This window comes from Sphaerimonospora sp. CA-214678, from assembly GCF_050942215.1.
GTDB lineage: Bacteria > Actinomycetota > Actinomycetes > Streptosporangiales > Streptosporangiaceae > Sphaerimonospora.
This window is the reverse complement of record NZ_CP192056.1, coordinates 2,501,630-2,521,633: the sequence shown is the minus strand read 5'-3', so window position 1 is coordinate 2,521,633 and position 20,004 is coordinate 2,501,630. Positions and strand designations below refer to the sequence as shown.

Genomic DNA, 20,004 nt, shown 5'->3' with positions numbered 1-20,004 from the left:
CTTCCGCACTCCCAGGGGTGCGGCACCACCAAGTATGCCTCACCGAAAGTGATCAGGCAAGCGGCATTGAGTGACGACCAAAACATAGAGCCCCGTTCAATGAACGGGGCTCCGGGCCACCCATCGAAATGAGTGGTGCAGTTGTGAACAACAAACAGGGTCGTCTCCGTGTCTGTCAACTCACTCAGAGCAACAGACCCTGCCCTGACCTTGGCCGGTGGTAGGAGCGCGAAGGCCGGACGCCCGATTCCATCGGGAAGCCCGGCCTCACTTCCACACTCCCAGGAGTGCGGCACTACTGAGGGTGTCGCACGATGGGTGACCGGGCAAGCGGGTTTGGTCACGACGCGCTCTCGTCGCTGTCGGCCGGTCCGGTCGGCGGCTGCCAGCCGGAGCGGCGGAGGCGCTCGGAGAAGACGGCATGGGCCTGGCGGTACTCGGCCTCCCGGTCGGCCTTGTAGAACGGAGCGGTGTACCCCTCGGGAACGGGCCCGTTCACCTCCGGGTCGAGGTGGGCCATGAGCTGCTCGAAATGCTGCTTGGTCTGGCCGTATCCGTAGGTGTTGTAGTTGTTTGCGATCTTGCGCCCTCTGGAGTCGAACCAGATCTCGCTCTCCCTGTCGGCAAGCACCGGAAACCGCGAAAGGTAGACGGTGACCAACTGCTCCGCCGACATCCCGAGCCAGACGGCCACCAGCGCGTCGATCTCGACGAGCGCGGCCCGGCGTTCCCGCTCGGTACGGAGCGGAGTGGCATAAACCCACTTCGAGGTGACCGATGCCGGGTCCCCGAGCGGCCTGAGCCCGGACCAGTCGACAGCCCATCGCTCGTCGTTCCAGGCCGGGTCGTACAGCTCTGTCCAAAGCGAATCGTAGGCACTGGTGAGGCAGTTGAGGCGAAGGGTGCGGAGCAGCAGCGCCGAGGCCAGCGGGTGGTCCGGATCGGCTGCGGGCATGGCGTTGGCCTCGGCGTACTGGAGATCCGATCGCCCGGTGATCCGGAGCAGGTAGTCGAGCGGAAGCGCGGCCCAGAACCCGGCGGCAAGCGCGGTGCCCCTGTTGTTGGACAGCGCCAGCGTGTGCACGGTGTGCACGTGCGCAGGGCCCGGCGAGATCAGCGCGGCGAACAGCGACCGTTCCGTGTTGAACGGAATCATGCGCCGCCATGCGAGCCGATAGAACTCGGTGGAGCGCCGGATGGCGCTCTGCCCGTCCGTCCAGTGGTCCTGCGCAGCATGGTAGGTCTCCTCGTCGCAGGCCCGTTCGTAGTTGGTGATCGGGACGACGTCGGCAGGAAGGCCCTCGGTGCTCAACGTCGACCAGTCCTGGTTGTTGCGGCACGGGATGTTCGGCTGCTTGGCGAAGGGGGTCGCGATACCGAAGTGCGGCCCCTGAATGATCACCTGATCCAGCGTGTCCCGCGCTCCGGTCGCCCAGCGGATGAGGCCGTCCTTTTTCGCATTCGCCTCATGGTAACCCGAGCTGATCCGCACTACATGTCCGCCGAGCCGGTCCCGGACCCCCGCCAGGGCCGTGATCGCATCCTGCTCGACGATCGTGGCCGGGGCGAGCAGCGGCGTCTCCTCCGGCAGCCCGTCATGGCCGGTCAGCCGCTGCCACTTACGCAGCAGCCCCTCATCGACTGGGACCAGGCGGTCTCGGTGTGGGCGGAGGTCCCAGTTGCCATTGTGCTTCATCCCGACGCTCCCGCCCGCACCGTCATGCGTAAGCGACCCGACCAGCGTCTCGGGATGGAAGAGCCAGCTCACGTTGATGAAGCCGATATCCCCCAACGAACCGTAGACGTGCAGGCCGAACTCGGTGTTCCTGCTGACCGGCTCGGGGAAGGCCCAGTTGCCCACATTGGTGAAGTGCCCGTGGACACGGAGATGCCGGTAGGCCGCCGCCCGCAGGCGGCCCTCCTTCACACCACCGAAGTGCGTGTCGGGATGGATGAGGCCGGCCATGCCCGCCAAGCCGAGATTTGCCCAGATGCGACACATGAAGGCGCGGTAGAGGTCCGGCTGGGTGCCGGCCAGGAGCGGATAGACGATTCCCGAGCCAATGGTCTCGACCGTGCCCGTATTGGCCGACAGCTCACTCAGGTAGTAGGCCCGCGCGGTCTTCCCCGTCAGCACCGCCGCCTTGCGCGCCTTCCACTCGATGATGCTCGGCTTCTCCGCGAGCTTGAACCACGGCTCCATCTCGGCGAGGACCGCGTCCTCCTGCCATGTCGGCCTCACCCACGGCGGGTTGCCTACTTGGAGGTCGAAGCCGCCCTTCTTGAAGACCTGGGCGAAGTGGAGTTCCCAGTGGAAGAAACCCTGCTGATCCGCGATGTCCCTGACCGTGTGCAGCCATGGGAAGCGCTCGTCGAGCTTGAACTCGGAGTCCATGCCCATCCAGGTGTGGAGCTCGTTCTCGAACACCTCCAGGTCGTCGAGTGACGCGAAGACAGCGCCGAGCGAGTCGTCGGGGATGTCCGCGCGGCCGAGCACGGCCTCGGCGAAGTCGAGCCAGTCGTCCAGGGTGGCCAGCGGGATCACCGGGCGCAGCGGCTCCAGGGGCGGCCGGGGCTTGCGGGCAGCGGCCTTGGCCGGCCCCCCGCTTCTGGTGGTCTTCACGTCCAGGGCGTACCCGACGAGGTCGAGCTGCTTGTCCCCCACGCTGAACAGTGAGTCGGTGACGTAGACGTTCCCGAAGCCGATCGACTCGTCCGCAACGGCATCCGTCCCATTCGTCGACGTCGCGGGCACGGACCGCACCGGCGTGACCGCGGCTCGCACCGGAGCAGAAGCGTCTGATCCGTAGTCCGACGCTCTTTCCCGCGCGCGCCGCGCATAGATCTCGGCGGATCCGTCGAGCAGGCCGGCCTTGTCCAGCGGCCAGAACCACAGCGCGCACCAGGCGTCCATGACCTTCTTCAACCGCCAGTACGGCGTGCCCGGCGCATGCAGGTCCGCATAGACCTTCTCCTTGGGCACCACGTTCGCCGGCCGCTCGATCCAGTCGGCGCCCCAGAGGTCGATCTTCCGGCTGATCTCCCGCTCGGAGATGGCCAGCCGCTGCTGGACCAGATCCCACAGGTACTCGGCCCGTCTGGACAGCCCTTGGAGGCGCTGGAGCCGGGTGAGCCTGTGGCCCTGCTTCTTCTTGTCGGAGACGCTCTTGTGGATCTGCTTTCGCCAGGCCGCGAGCCGCTTGGCCTGCTCGGGCGCCAGTTCCTTGGCCTCCTTGGCCCCGGCGACCGCGCCCCAGCCCCCGGCGGGGAGCAGGAAGTGGTGGACCTTCCCGGCGGGCAGCTCACCGGCCGAGAACGGCAGGTCCTCGGGGGCCTCCTTCCACCAGGTGCCCCTGGTGAGCTGCGCCGCGCCGTACACCCTCCGGCCCGCGCCGATGAGCGAGTTGCCGCGGCGCAGGTGGAGCCCGAACCAGGGGGCCTGTAGCCCAGGGTGCATGACGTTGAGCCAGAGCGAGACCTCGGCCAGCTCGATGGCGGTCTCGTTGAGGTCGACGCCATAGGAGTTGTGCAGCGCGACGTACGCCTTGACCTTCTGCAGCTCCTCCTCGTACCGCTCCGGGTCGATCGAGACGCCCAGCTCCTGCTGGCGGCGCTTGAGATATTCGGCGGCTACCTGGTTGACGGCCTCGTTGAGGAACGCACCGGAGCCCAGGGCGGGCTCGCAGATCGTCCACTCCAGGATCTCCCGGGCCGGGGTGACCGTGCCGCCGGAGTCGAGACGGTGCTGGAGCGCGAGTTGTACGGTGACCCGGGTCAGCGACTCGGGCGTGTAGTAGGACGCACTGGTCTCCCGGTCGCGGCCGGCCAGGCGGTAGACGAAGGAGCCCTCGCGATAGCGCTTGTACTCGTCGAGCTTGTCGCCGTCCTCGTCGACGGCGTGGACGAAGACCTCCGACGGGTAGTCGTCGACTTTGGAGGCCGGGATCATCCAGGAGCCGTCCTTCGGGTCACCTCCCTTGGCGACCTCGTACAGCTCCTCTGTGGCGATGAACCCGGTGTACGACATCAGGCCCTCGTAGACCGCGCCGAGCTGGTTGATGCCGAGCTGGGCGTAGGAGATGAATCCGCCGCGCTCCTTCTTGCGTCCCTTGGTGAGCATGAGCTTGCGCAGTACTTTGTGGAGCGTCTCGTTGCGCAGCCGGGTGTCGACGCGCGGCGCGTCGGGGTCGTCCTCGTCCAGGGAGATCACGTCCCGGCCGATGAGCTTTATCGCCTCCGGCTCGAACAGGTCGGAGCGGAGCGGCTCGAACCGCAGCCCCTCCCCCTCCGAGCCGTCGGGCTCGGCACCCATCCGGGGCCGGTGGCCACGATTGACCATGCGGAAGAGCAGGTCGAGCGACTCGTAGAGGTGGAAGGAGTTGCGGGCCTCCTCCCCCGTCAGGTCACGCACCACCAGGTCGCCGAGGCGGGCCAGGCTGTAACCCTTGACGTAGTCCTTGTCGTCGGTCGGCAGGATGCCCAGCTCGGGGCGGGCCTCGGCGTACAGCAGGAACAGGATCCGGTAGAGGTAGCGCAACGACTCGCGGCCCAGCTCCTTCGCCAGCGCGGCGGGCTCCATGACGTCCTCGGGACGCACGCCCTGCGCGCGGACCCGGGCGAGCACCTCGTTGGCGATCAGCTCGACCGACTCCTTCAGGCCGTCGCGCAACTCCTTGGAGACGCCGACGGCGTGATTTCGGGACCGGTCGAGCAGCTCGGCGAGCGGTTCGGAACCGCCCTCCTCTGGCGGGAGCAGGGAATCGGCGCCGAACAGTGCGGCGATCGTGCCCAGCTCGGCCTCGTTGTTCCGGCCGAGGGCCACGTCGAGGCTGACCGCGAGATAGCGGCCCTCGCCCCAGACGGCGCGGTCGGCGAGCACGACCACACCACCGGCGAGGATGAGCACGTAGCGCGGCGGCTCCTCGGTGGTCAGCAGCCAGGAAGCGAGCTTCGTGCCGGAGGTGATCTGCTCGGTGTTGTCGAGGCCGACCGGGGCGAGCAGCCGCCCGGCCTGGTCGTCGTCGAGGGCGGCGTCCACGTCTGCGGCCCAGCCGCACTCGATCGCGATGAGGTACCGGTCGGCGTAGGCGACCTCGACGACGTGCTCCTTGCCCGCCCGCTCCACGGTCAGCTCGCGCGGACTCGCGTCGTATCCGAGGGCGCGTAACACCTCGCCGTGGAGCTCGCCCAGTTCCTTGCGCCATTCGTCGCGCTCGTCAGGGGTCGGCTCCTCGCCGTCGCGCAGCCGCTCGTCGAGGTCCGCGAAGTACGGCCGGTCGGCGAAGTACCGCTTGGCCAGCGCGCGCAGTCCCTTGCGCGGGGTTCGCCGACCGGCCTTCTCCGCCTCGCTCCAGCGGGCGAACAGACCGTCCTTCTTCTTCAGGTCCTTGGGTAGCACCTCGGCCAGGTAGTGGGCCGAGAAGTAGTCGCCGCGGTTGACCAGCGAGTCGAAGCTCATCGGGGTCCATCCTGTCTGACCACGCCCGAGTCCGGCGCCTCGGGAACGAGTACGGCGAGGACCCGCAGGAGCGGCTCCCCTGTGATCTTGAGGGAGTCGAGCAGGCGCCGCTGCCGCTCGACGGTCTCGCGGACGCTCTGCTCCTTGCGCCCGCGCTGGGAGACGTGCACGCCGTCGAGAGTGAGCTGCCGCCACTCATCGAGCCGGTTCTGGTAGGAGTCGAGCGGCTCCACGACCTTCTTCTCATAGGCCGAGCGGCGCTCCTCCAGATGGGCGCGGGCGGTGGCGACCGCCTGGGGCACCCGATCCTGGAGCCGCCTGAGGTCGATCGCCTGCCCTGTGTTGATCATCTTGGGGCCGACGCCGGCCGCGGCGAGGACATCGGTCATCTTCCGGTCGAGCACACCGGCCGAGGCGACCGCCATCCACTCGACCACCGTCGGCCGGCCGAGCCGGTTGGAGTAGATGCCCTGGATGAGGAAGATCGCCTCGCCGACGTGGGCGGTGACGACCGGCGCCTTCTGGCGGCCGAGCCGTACCAGGACCTTGTCGGTCACCCAGTCGACCATGGGGTGCAGGTCGGAGAGGTACGCGATCTCCGGCCACATCGTCTTGGTCGCGCGTGCCTCGTCGAGCTTGCGCCGAGCCAGCTCTCGGTCGAAGGTGACCTTCATCCGCCTGCGCACGTCGTGCGTGCGCAGGTAGTCGGCGGGCAGTACGGACAGGCGGTGGACGAGGTCGGGCGGCGGCGGGAAGGCGAGCATCTCGCCGTCGTCCTCAAGGTCCTTGAGCAGTCCGAGCGTGCCGACGGCCTCCTTGACGAACGCCTCCGAGCCGTCGAAGAGCCGTGGAACGTCCGCACGGAGCGGGTCGGCGCCCAAGACTCCGCCGTCGACCGAGCCGAACAGGTCGGCGAACGGGTCGTCGTCCTGCTGCTCCGCGAGGGACTGCTCCACGGTCTTGCCCGCGAGAAGGTCCTGGATGAGACGGCGCTCCTCGCGCTCGGCGCGGTATTCGCCGGTGACGGCCTCGGCGGTGCCGAGGCTGCGGTGCGCGGTCTCCTCCTTGTCGAGGAGCTTCTCCGCGACGGTCCGGTCGTCCTTGGCGCCGTCGACCTCGGAGGTGAGGATGAGCGCCCGGAACTGCGGCTGCCGGGTCTGGCCGTACCGGTCGATGCGGCCGTTGCGCTGCTCGATCCGGATGAGACTCCACGGCACGTCGTAATGAACCAGGTGGTGGCACTGCCGGTGAAGGTTGACGCCCTCGGAGGTCACGTCGGTGGTCACCAGCAGGCGGACGGGACTGTCGGAGAGCCCGAAACGCTCGATGATCTCCTGCTGCTGCTGGTCGGACATCCCGTTGCCGAGCATCATCTCGACCGCGCCCTTACCGGTCAGGCCGAGCCGCTTGGGCAGGATCTCAGCCAGCCACCTGACCGTCTCGACGCTCTCGGAGAAGACCACGGCCCGGGTGCCGCGGCCCGGCCGTACGCCGATCTCGTCCCGGAGCAGGCGGACGAGGGCGTCGAGCTTGGCCGAGTCGTCGTCGGTCACCTGCGCGGTCAGGTCCGCGAGAGTTTTCAGGGCCTCGATCTCGCGGGGTCCCCTGGCGTTCTTCAGCCGGTTGGCGACCGTCTTGGCCAGTGCCCTGTGCGAGGAGAGGAATGCCTTGAGCAGTGTGTAGGGGAAGAGCCGGTTCTTGCCGTCGACGACCGGACCACCCGCGCGCCGGCGCTCAGCCGGCGAGCCCTGGGCGAGCCAGACCCGGGTGAGCTCTTCGAAGATCTTCTCCTCGACAGGGGTGGCGGCGCACCGAACGGGGACGGAGGGGCCGCGGTCGGGCCACCTCTCACCCATCTGGTCGCGCACCTCAGGGCTGATCTTGGTACGGCGGATGTAGAGATGCTCGATGTCCTTGGCCGAGTAGCTGCGGTCGTCCGCGATCGCCGCGGGATCGAGCATGCGGATCAGCTCGGCGAACGATTCGCTGTTGCCGTTGTGCGGAGTGGCGCTGGCGAGCAGCAGCGCGTCGGTCTTCCGCGCGAGCAGCTTGGCGAGCTTGTTACGCAGGCTGACCTCGCCGATCAGGTTGTGCGATTCGTCGATGACCACCGCGTCCCAGTCCATCTTCTCCAGGTGCTGGCCGTACTTGCCCTCGTTTTTGAGGGTGTCGATGGAGACGATGATCCGCTTGTAGTGGGTGAAGGGGTTGCGGCCGGCGGGGATCTCCCGCTGGATGCGCTCGATGCCGACGGAGTCGAGGCGGATCAGCGGGATGGCGAAGCGGGTCCACAGCTCGTGCTGGAACTGCTCCAGCACCTGCTGCGGGGTGACGACGAGGATGCGCTCGCCGCGGCCTCGCCGGATCAGTTCGGCGAGGATGAGGCCGATCTCCAGGGTCTTGCCGAGGCCCACGACATCGGCGATGAGGATGCGCGGGCGCAGGCCCTTCAGCGCGAGTTCGGCGGGGCGCCGCTGGTAGGGCAGCGGGTCGAGCAGGAAGCCGTCGGTGAGCGAGAGGCCCTGCTCTGTCTGCGGGAGCGGGGTCCGGCGCAGGACGGCCTCGATGAACAGACGGCTCTGCGCGAAACGCGGAGTCATGTCCTGCTCCAGGACGGTCTCCTCGGGTTTGAGCAGGCTCACCGTGTCCAGGTCGGTGAAGAAGACCGCGTCCTCGTCGCGGACGAACTCCGACGCACCGACCGCCGTGATTTTGTAGCGAGGTCCGTCTCCGCGCGCGGCGAGCCGCGCACAGGTCCGGACGATCCACTCGGCGTCCCTGACTTCGATCCGAGCGCCTGGCGGAAAGGATGTCTCGGTCACGGTTCTCCTCTTAAAAACGGGCGCCGGCGGCGTACGCGCCGCGGAGACGGTCGGCGAGCTTCGCGACCACCGAGCCGGGCACGACGACCTCGGACAGGTCACGCGGGCGCGGCCGGACCGGCGGGACGGGGTCCTTCGGGTCGCTCTCCCGCTCGACGTAGGTGGCCACGGCCAGGCGCCGAACGGCCACCGGCAGCGTGACCCCGCCGGCTGTCGCCAACTCCCTGAGCCGCTCGTACACCTCGGACACGCCAGGGCGGGCGGCCGGGTCGTGGGCGAGCATCGCGGCGATGAGCGGAGCGAACTCCGGCGGAACGCCGGAGAGGTCCGGCTTCACCTCGGAGCTGATGATGTTCATGAACAGCGCCGCGACGGTCTTGCCGTCGTAGGGGTAGTGCTTGGCCAGCGCGAACGTCAGCGTCGCGCCGAGTGAGTAGACGTCGGTGGCGGCGGTGACCTGCTTTGGGGTGTTGGCCTGTTCAGGCGACATGCACGCGGGTGTACCGAGCGTCGAGGCGGTCGTGGTCAGGTCGGTCGGACCGTCGGCGAAGGCGACGAGGCCCAGATCGATGACCTTCGCCCCGTCCCTGCCGAGCAGGATGTTGCCGGGCTTGAGGTCGCGGTGGAGCAGATCAGCCTTATGAATATCGTCCAGCGCGGACGCCAGCAGGACGCCGAGCGTCGCGACGTGCTCGCCGCCGAGCGGGCCGCGGGTCTCGACGAACTCCTTCAGACTCAGGCCGCGAACGTACTCCACGGCGAGCCAGGGCCGCTCCTCGCCCTCATCGGAAGCGTCGACCAGGGCGGCGACATGCGCCCCCCGCACGGTCCGCAGGGCCTCGATCTCCCGGGCGAACCGGGCGCGCGCCTCGGCGTGACATAGGAGATCTTCACGGATGATCTTCACGGCGACCTGCTCGTCGTCATCGGTGACACCGTAGAAGACACGGCCCATCCCACCGGAGCCGAGCCGACCGCACAGTGTGATGCCACCGATCTGCTGAGGGTCGGAACGATCCAGGGGGTCCATGCTCACCAACCTCAACCGCGACGTCGGGGGAAACGCATCGGGACGCCCAGGATATGGCCTACACCCCTTTGCGCCTTCCCGGCCGCGACGAGATCAGACCCGCACAACTTCACCGGGCACGCGGCAACAGTAGTGGGTCATCACCCACACGTCTACGTACTTCAACTGTGAACTCAGGTAACAATTAGACGTGGCGGACCCTCTCACTCTTACCTCCACCACCCACTCCTCCCATTTATCCAGATTCGAGATATTTGACCCCTTATCGCCCTCACGGGTCCTATGTGAATAGGATTCACACTTGATTGCCGAGCCGGCCCACGATATGATCTCTTCGCCTCGTCGAATCCGGCGTAGCCTTCGCCGGCTGATCGCCTCACCCCAGGCCCCGGCTCCACCCGTCCCCGCCGGTTCTCCATCCAGCGGGAGAGGCAAGGACCGGCGATACCGCTCGACATCCCTCTTGTTCATCGACTAACCGCGACTCACAGTCCATGCGGCCACCGACCGCATGGCAAGGAAGGCGGGACGCTGTGGGACAACACTGCACCGAGAAAGGCCCGCACGACCGGCACCCGGCACCGCTGGGCGACGTCGGAGCCCTGGCCGCATTCGAACACGTCGGTCTGGTCATAGCGGAGATGGCATCCCGTGTGACCCCGGAAGACCTGGTGGTGGTCCGCCATTACCCGCCACTGCTCCGCAGAAGGGTCCTGAACCACGTCAAGCTAAGGAACGTACGGTCGATACCCCGCTCGGCGGTCACCGGACTCGCCCGCATCCTTCAGGGAAACGACGGAAAACTGCGGAGCTCTCTCGCCTGTGCCCTGAGCACACCCTTCCTTCCCGGCTTCGAAAACCACGACGAGCTGTCCGAGGACGACTGCGCCCGCCTGCTGCGCCCTGCCGATACCGCCAGCGCCCTGTCCAACGCCCCCATGCTCACCTCGGTGTTGACCTTCAGCAAAGGGCTCACCGAGAACCTGGTCGACCTCGTGCTCGCGCACATCTACCAGCATGACCTGGCGCTGTCCACGGTGGCGCTCGGTCTGCTCGTGCGCTCCACTGAGCGTATGAGCCCTGCCGCCGTGGAAGCCGTCCGCTCCGCTTGGAGGGAACTGCGCACCGGCCATCCCGCGCTTCCCGAGGAACCGATCACGTTCTCTGAGCTCGGAAAGGCCGCTCTGTCTCTTCCGACCGCTCATCCGCGCCAGATGTCCCACGCCGACGCTTCTCATCCGGCCGGGGCCGGAGGGCAAGAGGTGAACCCGGTCCGCGAACCCGTCGAGGACGAACAGCGGCCCTCCAGTTCCACCCTCCGGGCGGAGCTCGACCTCCTGCGTCTGACACTGCAGAACGCAGCGGACGCCGCCGGGCGGGTGCGGCAGGCCTTCGTCGACGCCGGTCGGCCTCTGGACGAAGACATCGATGTGATCCTGGGGGGTGTCCGAAAGTTCGATGAACTCCGGAGCAGACTCGAGTCCGGCGGCTCCCCTGCCCCTCACACGACCGCCCATGCGCTTCAGCACGTGATCGACCGGTTGGAGGCCGCCGAGTCCCGGCGCAAGCGTATTCTCGCGCTGGCCCAGGTCAGCGGTCCGCCCGGCCTCGAAGCCCTCCTCCAGGAGGTCCGCGATGCCGCCGTCGCCGACAATCCCGTGCTGGAGATCCTGGCGGAGCTGATCGCCCTGACTGACGATCCCGACGCCCTTGATAGGACCGAGGAACTACAGGAGCGCTTCCGCCAGGAGGCGCCCGTGGAATGGCGGAAACTGGGTACGGCCGCCGTGCGAGGGTGGTTGACCGTTCCCGACGAGACCGACATCACCCTGCCTCCTCCCCGGAGCGACGAGCCACCTACGACGATCTCGCCGGAGAAGGGCGTAGAAAGCACGGCCGCCCTGCCGAACACCCCGTCCGCCGAGCACTCCATGGACGAGGGCTCGATGGCTGCGGACTCAGCAGGCGAAGACTCCGGAGAAGCCACTCCTTCGACGGAAGAGCCGCCGGCGCCCTCCTCGTCCCCCGTCGCTGCGGCTCCCACCGTCCCAGCGGACGAGGAGCAGCACACCGATCCGGACGACCTGGCCGACCTGGACACCTTCATTCAAGCCGCGGCGCAACCTGCGAAGAACAAGCCCCCACGTCCGGCCAGGCCGTGCACCCCAGGCGTCCACCGGCTCGATTCACCATCTGAGACGGAAGCGATCGAGGCGGACACGTCCAGTTGGTCTCCGGTGGAAACACCCCAGCCGACCGCTTCGGCGGCTGACGGCGCTATGCGGCCGACCGAAGGCGTGGGTCTCACCGGCACCGTCATCGAGGCCGAGGCGGCCGCGCTCCGCACTGGGCGGTTCGGACTGGCCGCGTGGCTGCGTGAGACCTCTGACAGGCCGTCCGCGGAGGTGAACGCTCGCCGATGCGCCGCGATCTCCTCTCGGACAAGCGAGTTCGCCGGGCGGTTGTCGGCCGCCTTCACCGAGTTCGCCGGAAACGTGACAGCGAAGGCCCTCGGCAACGACGCTCCGGGGCAGCTGCTGGCCTGGGCGGCCGCGCTGCGTACCGGCCTGGTTCACCCGACACACGAGACGACCCGCCTGCTGGACGAGCTGTCGCCGGCGCTGTCGCGGTACCCCGCTCTGACGGCCTACGGCGAAGCATTCGGCAAGATGGCGAAGGCCGGAGCCTATCTGGTGCCTGGTCTGTCGGACCGAATGCATGACACCTCGCTGGCGGAGGGAAGCCGGGAGCAGGCTTCCGCGGCCGCGGCCAGGTTCCTGGAAGAGGCCCCCTCTCAGAAGATCAAGTTCGCTCCGGCGACGGATGTGTGGAAGACCCTGATCCAGGATGACTCATCGGGGCCGGGGAAGCTGCTGACCATCGCCGCCCGCGACGACGTATCCCGGGCTCGCGAGGTCGAACAGGAATTGGCGCAGTTGCGGACCGGAGACGCGATCGACCGGCTGATCGACACGACAGCCAAGGCCCGGGCTCCCCGCAGAGGAGCCGGGCGCATCCACTCCGGTGCCAGAGCGAAACTGATCGAGAAGATCGAAAAGGCGCTCGACCTGGGGGCGAACTGGGTGGCGGCGATCCGCGACGTGGAGTCGCTGCGAACAGACGATTCCGGTGTCTCCTGGGCCGCCCGGCACTTGAACGAGCTCCGCAGAACTGTGAACCGTCACCACGCACAGGTCGAGACCGAACTCACCATGCTCGAGGCCTCTGGCGATTCACTCGTCGCCGCAGCGGCGACCGGCGTCTCCCAGCTGGTCCACGACACCCTGGGCCTGCTGGACGGCACCCCGCTCTCGCAGCCGGAACCCCTCATCACACATCTGCTCAACGGTGACCTGCTGCTGTCCCCCGCGATCGGATTCGACGCGGAGACCCTCGCTCCGCTGACCAAACCCCCACTGGAAGCCGTTATCCCGCTCTGTGTGGTCGTCGACCACGACTGGCGAGCCGCCTTCGAAGAACGCGCCAGACTCCGCGACCACCGCGGCACGCGGGCCCTTCTGCTGGTCCTGGCCCAGCATGACCAGGGGCTTCACTCTGAGCTGCGCCAGCGCAGGGACAAAATGGTCGACGCGGCCCGACACGAGCGGGACGACCGCATCGAAGAAGTGCGGGAGCGGATCGCGGAGTGGCTCCGGTCCGGCGCGCTTCCCGAGGTCGCCGCCACCCGTTTCTCCGCCGTGCTTCAGGCCCTCGGCAAGAACGAGCGGGACGACTTCGACGTCATCAGCCGTGAGCTGGGCGAGTTGGAGCAGGAGGCGGCCCGGATCCGCGGTGATGAGATCGCCGAAGCGCTGGCCGCACTGGCCTCCCTGAGCGCCGAGAACGCCGACGTGGCCACCGCCTATGAACGCATCAGAACGCACATCGAAGACGGCGACCTGACCACCGCCCGCGAGTTCATGGTGCAGGCGAAGAACGGAAACCGGCTTCCTGAGATAGCGGATGCCGTCCACCATCTGGAACGGTTCTTCCCGAACTTCCCGCAGACCTTCGAGAACATGTCCGCTCGGCTGCCGAGCAAGCAGAAGGGCCAGGGAGGGGCCCAGTGGCTGCAGCGGCTCAAGGATGCGCTCCGCACCGGCCAGGAGGTCGAGGGGCCCGAGCTGGGCACCCTCCTGCGCCGGACCGAGCTGTCGATCGCCGGCATCCCACAAAACCGGCGAGGCGTGGCGGCTGAGGGCCTGCGCCTCTGGCACGCGCTGTCCCGGGGACCGAAGGGAGCGGGCAACCTCAGGTCCGCTATCACCGCCGTACTACGGGTGATCGGCCTCGAGGGCGACCAGGGGGCCTCCCGAGAGGACCGTGATCGACTCTGGATCACGCTGGACCAGGTGCGGACGATCGGTGATCCGCTACTGCCGGCCTTCGGCTCCCGGATGAGCCCGTCGGGTGACCGGCTCCAACTCCTGTTGGTCTGGCGATCGCCGGGACCGCAGCAGGTCGTCGAGTGGCTGAAGGAGCAGCCGGCGGACCAGACCGTCCTCGTCTTCTACTTCGGCGTTTTCACGGTGGAGCAGCGCCGCCAACTGGCCGCTGTGAGCCGTAGGCGGCCCGCCCCGGTCGCGGCGTTCCTCGACGATGCCGCGATCAGCTACCTCGCCTGCGTACCCGGCGCGGACTGGAGCACGACGGTCAGCCTGCTGGCACCGTTCACCGCCACGAACCCGTACGCGCCCACTGGCGACGTGCCGGAGGAGATGTTCTATGGACGCCAGGACCAGCTACAGGAGGTGATCAGCCGGGCCGGATCCTCGTTCGTGTACGGAGGGCGCCAGCTCGGCAAGTCCGCGCTGCTACGCAAAGCTGAACGGTACATTCGCAAGACCGACCCAACCCGGGCGGTCATCTCCGAGGTCATCCAGAACATCGGCAAGATCGAATCGGTTACCGCGCTGTGGCGGACCCTCGCCGACCGGCTCACCCGGAGCAAGGTCCTGTCGCGCGTCTCGGCGCCGTCGACCGATCGTGAGGAGATCTGCCGGGGCGTGAAGGAGTGGATCGAGGGCGATCCGGCACGGCAGCTGTTGATCCTGCTGGACGAGGCCGACGAGTTTCTCAACGCAGACGCGCGGGACGCCTCCTTCAGCAACGTCATCGCACTGCGCAACCTCATGAACGAGACGGACGGGCGGGTGAAGGTCGTCTTCGCCGGTCTGCACCAGACGGCCCGGTTCGAGAGCCTGTCCAACCAGCCTCTCGCCCACCTGGGAACGCCCATCGCGGTCGGTCCGCTCGACCCGCAGGGCGCCTACAGTCTGCTGACCAAGCCCCTGGAGGCGCTGGGGTTCCGGTTCTCACCGCGCCTGGCCGCGCGTGTCATCGCGGAGGCGAACAACGCACCGGCCCTCATTCAGCTGTTCGCCGACGCCCTGCTGACCCGGCTGCGCCGGATCTCGGCGGCGCACACGGCGCTGCCGTACGAGATCACGCGGAAGGACGTGGACGCGGTCTGGCGGGACAACAAGCTGGCGCGCGGTTTCCGTGACCGCTTCGAATGGACCCTGAATCTGGACAAGCGTTACAAGGTCATCGCCTACACCGTGGCGTTCCACGCACTCGACGAGGGAACCGACCGCGAGCTGACAGCCGGCCAGTTGCGGGCCGAGTGCCTGGAATGGTGGCCACACGGGTTCAAGGACTCCACCAGCGACGGATTCCGCGGGCTGATGGAGGAGTGCGTCAACCTCGGCGTGCTCGCCGCCGACGGCGAACGCTACCGCCTGCGCACCCCGCACATCCTCAATCTGCTCGGCGGAGCCGACGAGGTGGAGGCCGTGCTCGGGCAGGCCGAGACATTCGAGCGGCCCGAGGAGTTCGATGCGCAGTCCTACCGCGACGCCTACAAGGAGCACGGCGAGCGATCTCCCCTGACCGGCAGCCAGGTGACGCGACTGCTCGGCCACCGCAACGTGCTACACCTGATCGCCGGCTCCCCGGCATTGCAGATCGACCGGGTGGCCGCCGCGCTGGAGGAAACAGCGTCGCGGCACAAGCAGGCGCGGACGCTCCGGGTCGGGGCGGACGGCCTCACCCTGGAAGGGGCGCTGCAGCGTGCCGCGCAGAGCTCGGGCCACGACCTCGTGATCGTCGACCTCACCGGCCAGCAGCCCAGGAAGGCGACCACTCTCGTACGGGCGGCGGCGAAGGCGATCCCCGCGCCGACCAAGGGGACACGATCCATCGCCCTGATCGCGCCTGCCGAGCACGCCTCGGAGTGGCTTTCCGCGAGTCGCGGGGCGGAGGCGGGACCAGACGGCCCCGGCGGCCTGACCGGCGGCGCCGAGTTGATCGAGCTGCAGCGTTTCAACCAGGCCGCCGTCCGACAGTGGATGCACGAGGTCGGCCTCGGCTTCCAGGACAGGGCGAGCCAGGACGCGCTGCTGCGTACCACCGGAGGCTGGCCCATGCTGATCAGTAAGGTGGTTCAGACGCTTAGCGGTAGAGACGCCGACCCCGAACACGCGCTGGAGCACTGCCGGACATACCTGGAGGAGACTCCAGAGGAGTTCGTGCGCTCGGCGGGAATGCTCTCCGGCCCGGCGCTCGGTGCCGCGTGGCACACGCTGGTGGAGATCCTCGACAGAGCAGAGAGTCCCGAAACGCTCGCCGGCCTCCTCACCTCGATCGGGGGCGACAGTGACGACCACCCGCTGTCGGAGGCGAACCTTCAGGAGGAAGGCTTCATCTCCACAGCGGATCTCGTGGAGGTGCTCCGGATCCTCGGCGCGCTGATTCCTCAAAACGACGGAACACTGAAGCCGGAGCCCGTTCTGCTGAAGGCGACCCAGAGAATGGGGCTATCCCGGTGACGGACCATCTCCTGCCGATCCTTCGAGCGGCGACGGAGGTGATCCTGTCCCGGCCGGGGCTGCGTGAGCAGGGACACGACATCGAGCGGTTCACCGCTGAGAACCGCCGGCTGGTCGTCGACGCGCTGCTCCGGGTTCCCGCTCTCCGCGGCAGGCTCCGTCGCGACCTGCGGATCCATCGGGACCAGCCGGACCTGAAGGCTCTCGCCACGCTGCTCCTGTCCCCCGACGACCGTGTCGTACGGGCCGGCCTGCGCCTTGTCGGACAACTGGGGAGGGAAGAAGCCACTCGCAGTACTCTCCGCAAACGCCACCAGGAGAAGCTCCACGAGCTGCGGAGCAGACTGGAAACGGCCAAGGGACGGCATGAGCACGCCGAAAGGGCGCTCCAGAGTGCCAAGGGCACGCTCATTGAAGCGGAGAAGCGCGCGGAAGAACTGGACACGCAGATGGCAGCCCTGCAGCGACGGCTGCAGGATCCCCGCATCCTGGCGTCCACCCTGCTCGCGGCCCTGCAGCGGGTTCCCGATCCCGCAGACGAAGGCTCCGAGACTCGGGATCCGCGCAATCTCCAGGCCGAGCCTCAGGAGCGGTCCGTGCCCCCGCTCGTTCTGGCGGCCCAGGCGGCCGGTATCGCACCGGAAGACCTCACCACCGCACTCCAGGCGATCGTCACGCCCCCACAGCCGCTGTCGGCAGCCTCTCGGGTGGCCGTCACCGGGGAGCGTCGCCTCCGTGTCCATCCTCTGGGAGGCGCCGACGAGATCGGCGGCTCCTGCGTACTCGTCGAGGCGGGTGCCACCCGCCTGCTGGTCGATGCGGGGCTGCGACCCGGCGATCCCGCGCTCCCTCCGCGCCACATCGACCAGGCCATGGCGGGGTCGATCCATGCCGTCGTGGTCACGCACGCCCATACCGACCACTGCGGTTACATCCCCGCCCTGGTCGAATGCCTTCCGGATCTGCGGATCATCGCCACCTCGGAAACGACCGCACTCATGCCCCGGACGTGGGCCGACTCCGCGAAGCTCATGGGCGAGCGGGAGCGACTCCACCGCCGGTGGGGTGCGGACAGCGAGGTCCTGTACCGGCGCGACGCGGTCGAGGCGGCCGCGCAGCGCTGCGAGGAGGTCCCCTTCGGGGCCGTGCGCAGAATCGGCGACATCACCGTGGAGCTGTTCCCGGCCGGGCACATCCTCGGTGCCGCGGGAGTCGTCATCCAGGCCGGTGACCAACGAGTCGTCATCACCGGCGACATCTCCGGCTTCCGCCAGGAGACCGTGGACGGCTACTCCATCCCGGACTCGGCGCGCGAGGCGGATCTCCTCGTTATGGAGTCCACCTGCTGTGCCGAGGACCACGACTCCCGGGAGACCCGGGTCCTGGACCTGATCCGGGCCGTCGAAGAGATCTACACGGCCGGCGGTCGCGTGCTCATCCCGGCCTTCGCGCTGGGGCGGGCACAGGAACTCGCCATGATCATGCGCAGGCGCCTCCCGCACGTGCCCGTGTTGCTCGACGGGATGGCCGCGGATGTCACGTCATCGTTCGAGCGCATCACGGCGGACCTGCCATCTCCCCTGCACATTCTCGGCGAGAGCGTGTCACGTGCTCGGCGCCCCAGCGACTTGGACCTGTTCGTCTCCGGTGTCGTCATCACGACATCGGGCATGCTCAGCGGGGGACCCGCCGTCCAGTGGGCATCCCGGATCCTGCCGGAGCCTCGCAGCGCTCTGTTCCTCTCCGGCTACCAGGACGAGGAATCGCCCGGCGCCAGATTGCTCAAGCTGGTCGAGGCGCAGGCCTCGCACCTGTCCGTCGACGACCACGGAGTCGAGAAGAGCATCCCACTGCGTGCCCGAGTCGAGATGATGCGATTTTCCGCACACGCCGACAAGAGAGGACTTCTCGACATCGCCGACGAGGTGGGGGCCCATGAGATCATGATCGTCCATGGCCTGCGACACCGGCAGCGGGCCTTCGCCAAGGTCCTGGAGGTCCGGGGCCACACTCCGGTGGCAACCGGCCAATGGGATGGTAGGTGACGCCCCTGCCGGCCCCTGGCGATGGCCGCGACGATCTGGCACAACAACCGATCGGTGACACCCGGGCGCGCCTTGATACCACCGGGCCTTGGGGCCCGACGGCCCCGGCGGCACTGGCAAGGGTCGGTCTCCCATTCATGCGGTGTGGCACGGTACGTGGATGAACCAGGGGAAGCAGGACCGCATGATGGACGGACACCGAGAGGAGACCGGCGTTGGATGAGTTCGATGTCGTAGTGCTGGGTGCCGGACCTACAGGGGAGAACCTGGCGGAGCGGGCACGGGCCGGCGGGCTGACCGTCGCGGTGGTGGAGGCCGAACTGGTCGGCGGGGAATGCTCGTACTGGGCGTGCATGCCCAGCAAGGCGTTGCTGCGGCCGGCTACCGCGCTCGGGGACGCCCGGCGCGTGGCGGGAGCCCGCGAGGCCGTCACCGGTGCGCTGGATGTGGCGGCGGTGCTCGACCGCCGGGACGGTTTCGCCTCGCATTGGAACGACGAGGGCCAGGTCACCTGGTTGGAAGAGGCCGGGCTGGTGCTGGTGCGTGGGCACGGGCGGCTGGAAGGGGAAAGGCGCGTCGCCGTGGAGACCGCCGACGGCGGACGGCGGGTGCTGACGGCCCGCCATGCCGTCGCGGTGTGCACGGGGACGCGTGCCGCGCTGCCCGGCATCCCGGACCTGGCCGAGGCACACCCGTGGACTAGCCGTGAGGCGACCGGGTCCGGATTCGTGCCGTCACGGCTCGCCGTCGTCGGCGGCGGAGTCGTGGCTTGCGAGATGGCCACGGCCTGGGGGGCGCTGGGCAGTGAAGTGGTGATGCTGGTGCGCGGATCACGGCTGCTGGCGAGGATGGAGCCCTTCGCGGGGGAGCTGGTGGCCGAGAGCCTGCTGACGGGCGGCGTGGACGTGCGGTTCGGTGTCTCGGTCGTCAAGGCCGGCCGCGACGACCAGGTGACGCTCACGCTGGCCGGCGGCGAGACGGTGACGGCGGACGAGGTGCTGTTCGCCACCGGCCGGGTGCCGGCCACCGCCGACCTGGGGCTGGAGACGGTGGGCCTCACCCCGGGTAAGTCCATCGAGGTGGATGCCACCGGACGGGCGGTCGGCGTTTCCGGCGGCTGGCTCTACGCGGCCGGGGACGTCAACGGCCGCGCGCTGCTGACTCATCAGGGCAAGTACCAGGGGCGGGTCTTCGGCCAGGTGATCGCCGATCGCGCCGCCGGGCGAGAGCTGGACACCGCCGCGTGGGGCCGCAGTGTCGCCACGGCGGACGAGCGGGCGGTGCCGCAGGTCGTCTTCACCGACCCCGAGGTCGCCTCCGTCGGTCTCACCCTCGAGGAGGCGACCCGGCGCGGGCACCGGGTGCGGGCGGTCGACTACGACCTGGGCAACGTGGCCGGAGCCTCCCTGTTCGCCGACGATTACCGGGGGCGGGCCCGGGCCGTGGTCGACCTCGATCGTGAAACGCTGCTCGGTGTCACGTTCGCCGGTCCGGGAGTGGGCGAGTTGCTCCACTCGGCGACGATCGCGGTCACGGCCGAGGTCCCGATCGCCCGCCTGTGGCACGCCGTACCCTCCTATCCGACCATCAGCGAGATCTGGCTGCGGCTGCTGGAGACCTATCGCGGTTGACCCGGCTCCGCCCGCCCCCGGCCGGGACGCCGCCGCGGCGAGCGGCAGGACCCCGGCCGGCATGACACCCCGTCTGGACCTCAACCGGTACGGCGGCCGGTTCCCGGGCCCTCGCACTCCACCCGCGGTGGTCACACGCCCGAATCCACGTCGCCGCACCCATTGAAGATCACATATTTCTGGAAATG

The 20,004-nt window shown here is 68.4% G+C and carries 6 protein-coding genes; 3 read left to right on the top strand and 3 right to left on the bottom strand.

Annotated elements, in window-relative coordinates:
* Nucleotides 1–340: 340 nt before the first annotated feature.
* Genes ACQP1K_RS11395 through ACQP1K_RS11385 form a run of 3 tightly spaced genes read right to left on the bottom strand, consistent with a single transcriptional unit; the run spans nucleotide 341 to nucleotide 9,310 of the window.
* Nucleotides 341–5,458 (bottom strand): class I SAM-dependent DNA methyltransferase, encoded by a 5,118-nt coding sequence (locus ACQP1K_RS11395; RefSeq protein ID WP_433500844.1) that lies wholly within the window; start codon nucleotides 5,456–5,458, stop codon nucleotides 341–343.
* On the bottom strand, nucleotides 5,455–8,280 hold the full coding sequence (locus ACQP1K_RS11390) for a DEAD/DEAH box helicase (RefSeq protein ID WP_433500843.1): 2,826 nt from the start codon (nucleotides 8,278–8,280) through the stop codon (nucleotides 5,455–5,457). The genes ACQP1K_RS11395 and ACQP1K_RS11390 overlap by 4 nt, the downstream gene beginning before the upstream one ends.
* A 10-nt stretch (nucleotides 8,281–8,290) precedes the next feature.
* Complete coding sequence (locus ACQP1K_RS11385; protein ID WP_433500842.1) at nucleotides 8,291–9,310, bottom strand: serine/threonine-protein kinase; 1,020 nt, start codon at nucleotides 9,308–9,310, stop codon at nucleotides 8,291–8,293.
* A 533-nt stretch (nucleotides 9,311–9,843) separates the two neighbouring features.
* Here ACQP1K_RS11385 and ACQP1K_RS11380 point away from each other — a divergent pair.
* The 3 genes from ACQP1K_RS11380 (at nucleotide 9,844) to ACQP1K_RS11370 (ending at nucleotide 19,816) form a co-directional block, all read left to right on the top strand.
* Complete coding sequence (locus tag ACQP1K_RS11380; protein ID WP_433500841.1) at nucleotides 9,844–16,140, top strand: hypothetical protein; 6,297 nt, start codon at nucleotides 9,844–9,846, stop codon at nucleotides 16,138–16,140.
* Nucleotides 16,137–18,185, top strand: coding sequence for an MBL fold metallo-hydrolase (locus tag ACQP1K_RS11375; protein WP_433500840.1), 2,049 nt, complete (start codon nucleotides 16,137–16,139; stop codon nucleotides 18,183–18,185). Before ACQP1K_RS11380 ends, ACQP1K_RS11375 begins: the two co-directional genes overlap by 4 nt.
* 215 nt (nucleotides 18,186–18,400) lie before the next feature.
* Nucleotides 18,401–19,816, top strand: a complete 1,416-nt coding sequence (locus ACQP1K_RS11370) for a dihydrolipoyl dehydrogenase family protein (protein ID WP_433500839.1) — start codon at nucleotides 18,401–18,403, stop codon at nucleotides 19,814–19,816.
* The last annotated feature ends 188 nt before the right edge of the window (nucleotides 19,817–20,004 follow it).

Excerpts from the sequence above, each read along its gene's own strand:
- ACQP1K_RS11395 (WP_433500844.1), bottom strand. The coding sequence starts at position 5,458 with ATGAGCTTCGACTCGCTGGTCAACCGCGGCGACTACTTCTCGGCCCAC.
- ACQP1K_RS11385 (WP_433500842.1), bottom strand. The coding sequence starts at position 9,310 with ATGGACCCCCTGGATCGTTCCGACCCTCAGCAGATCGGTGGCATCACA.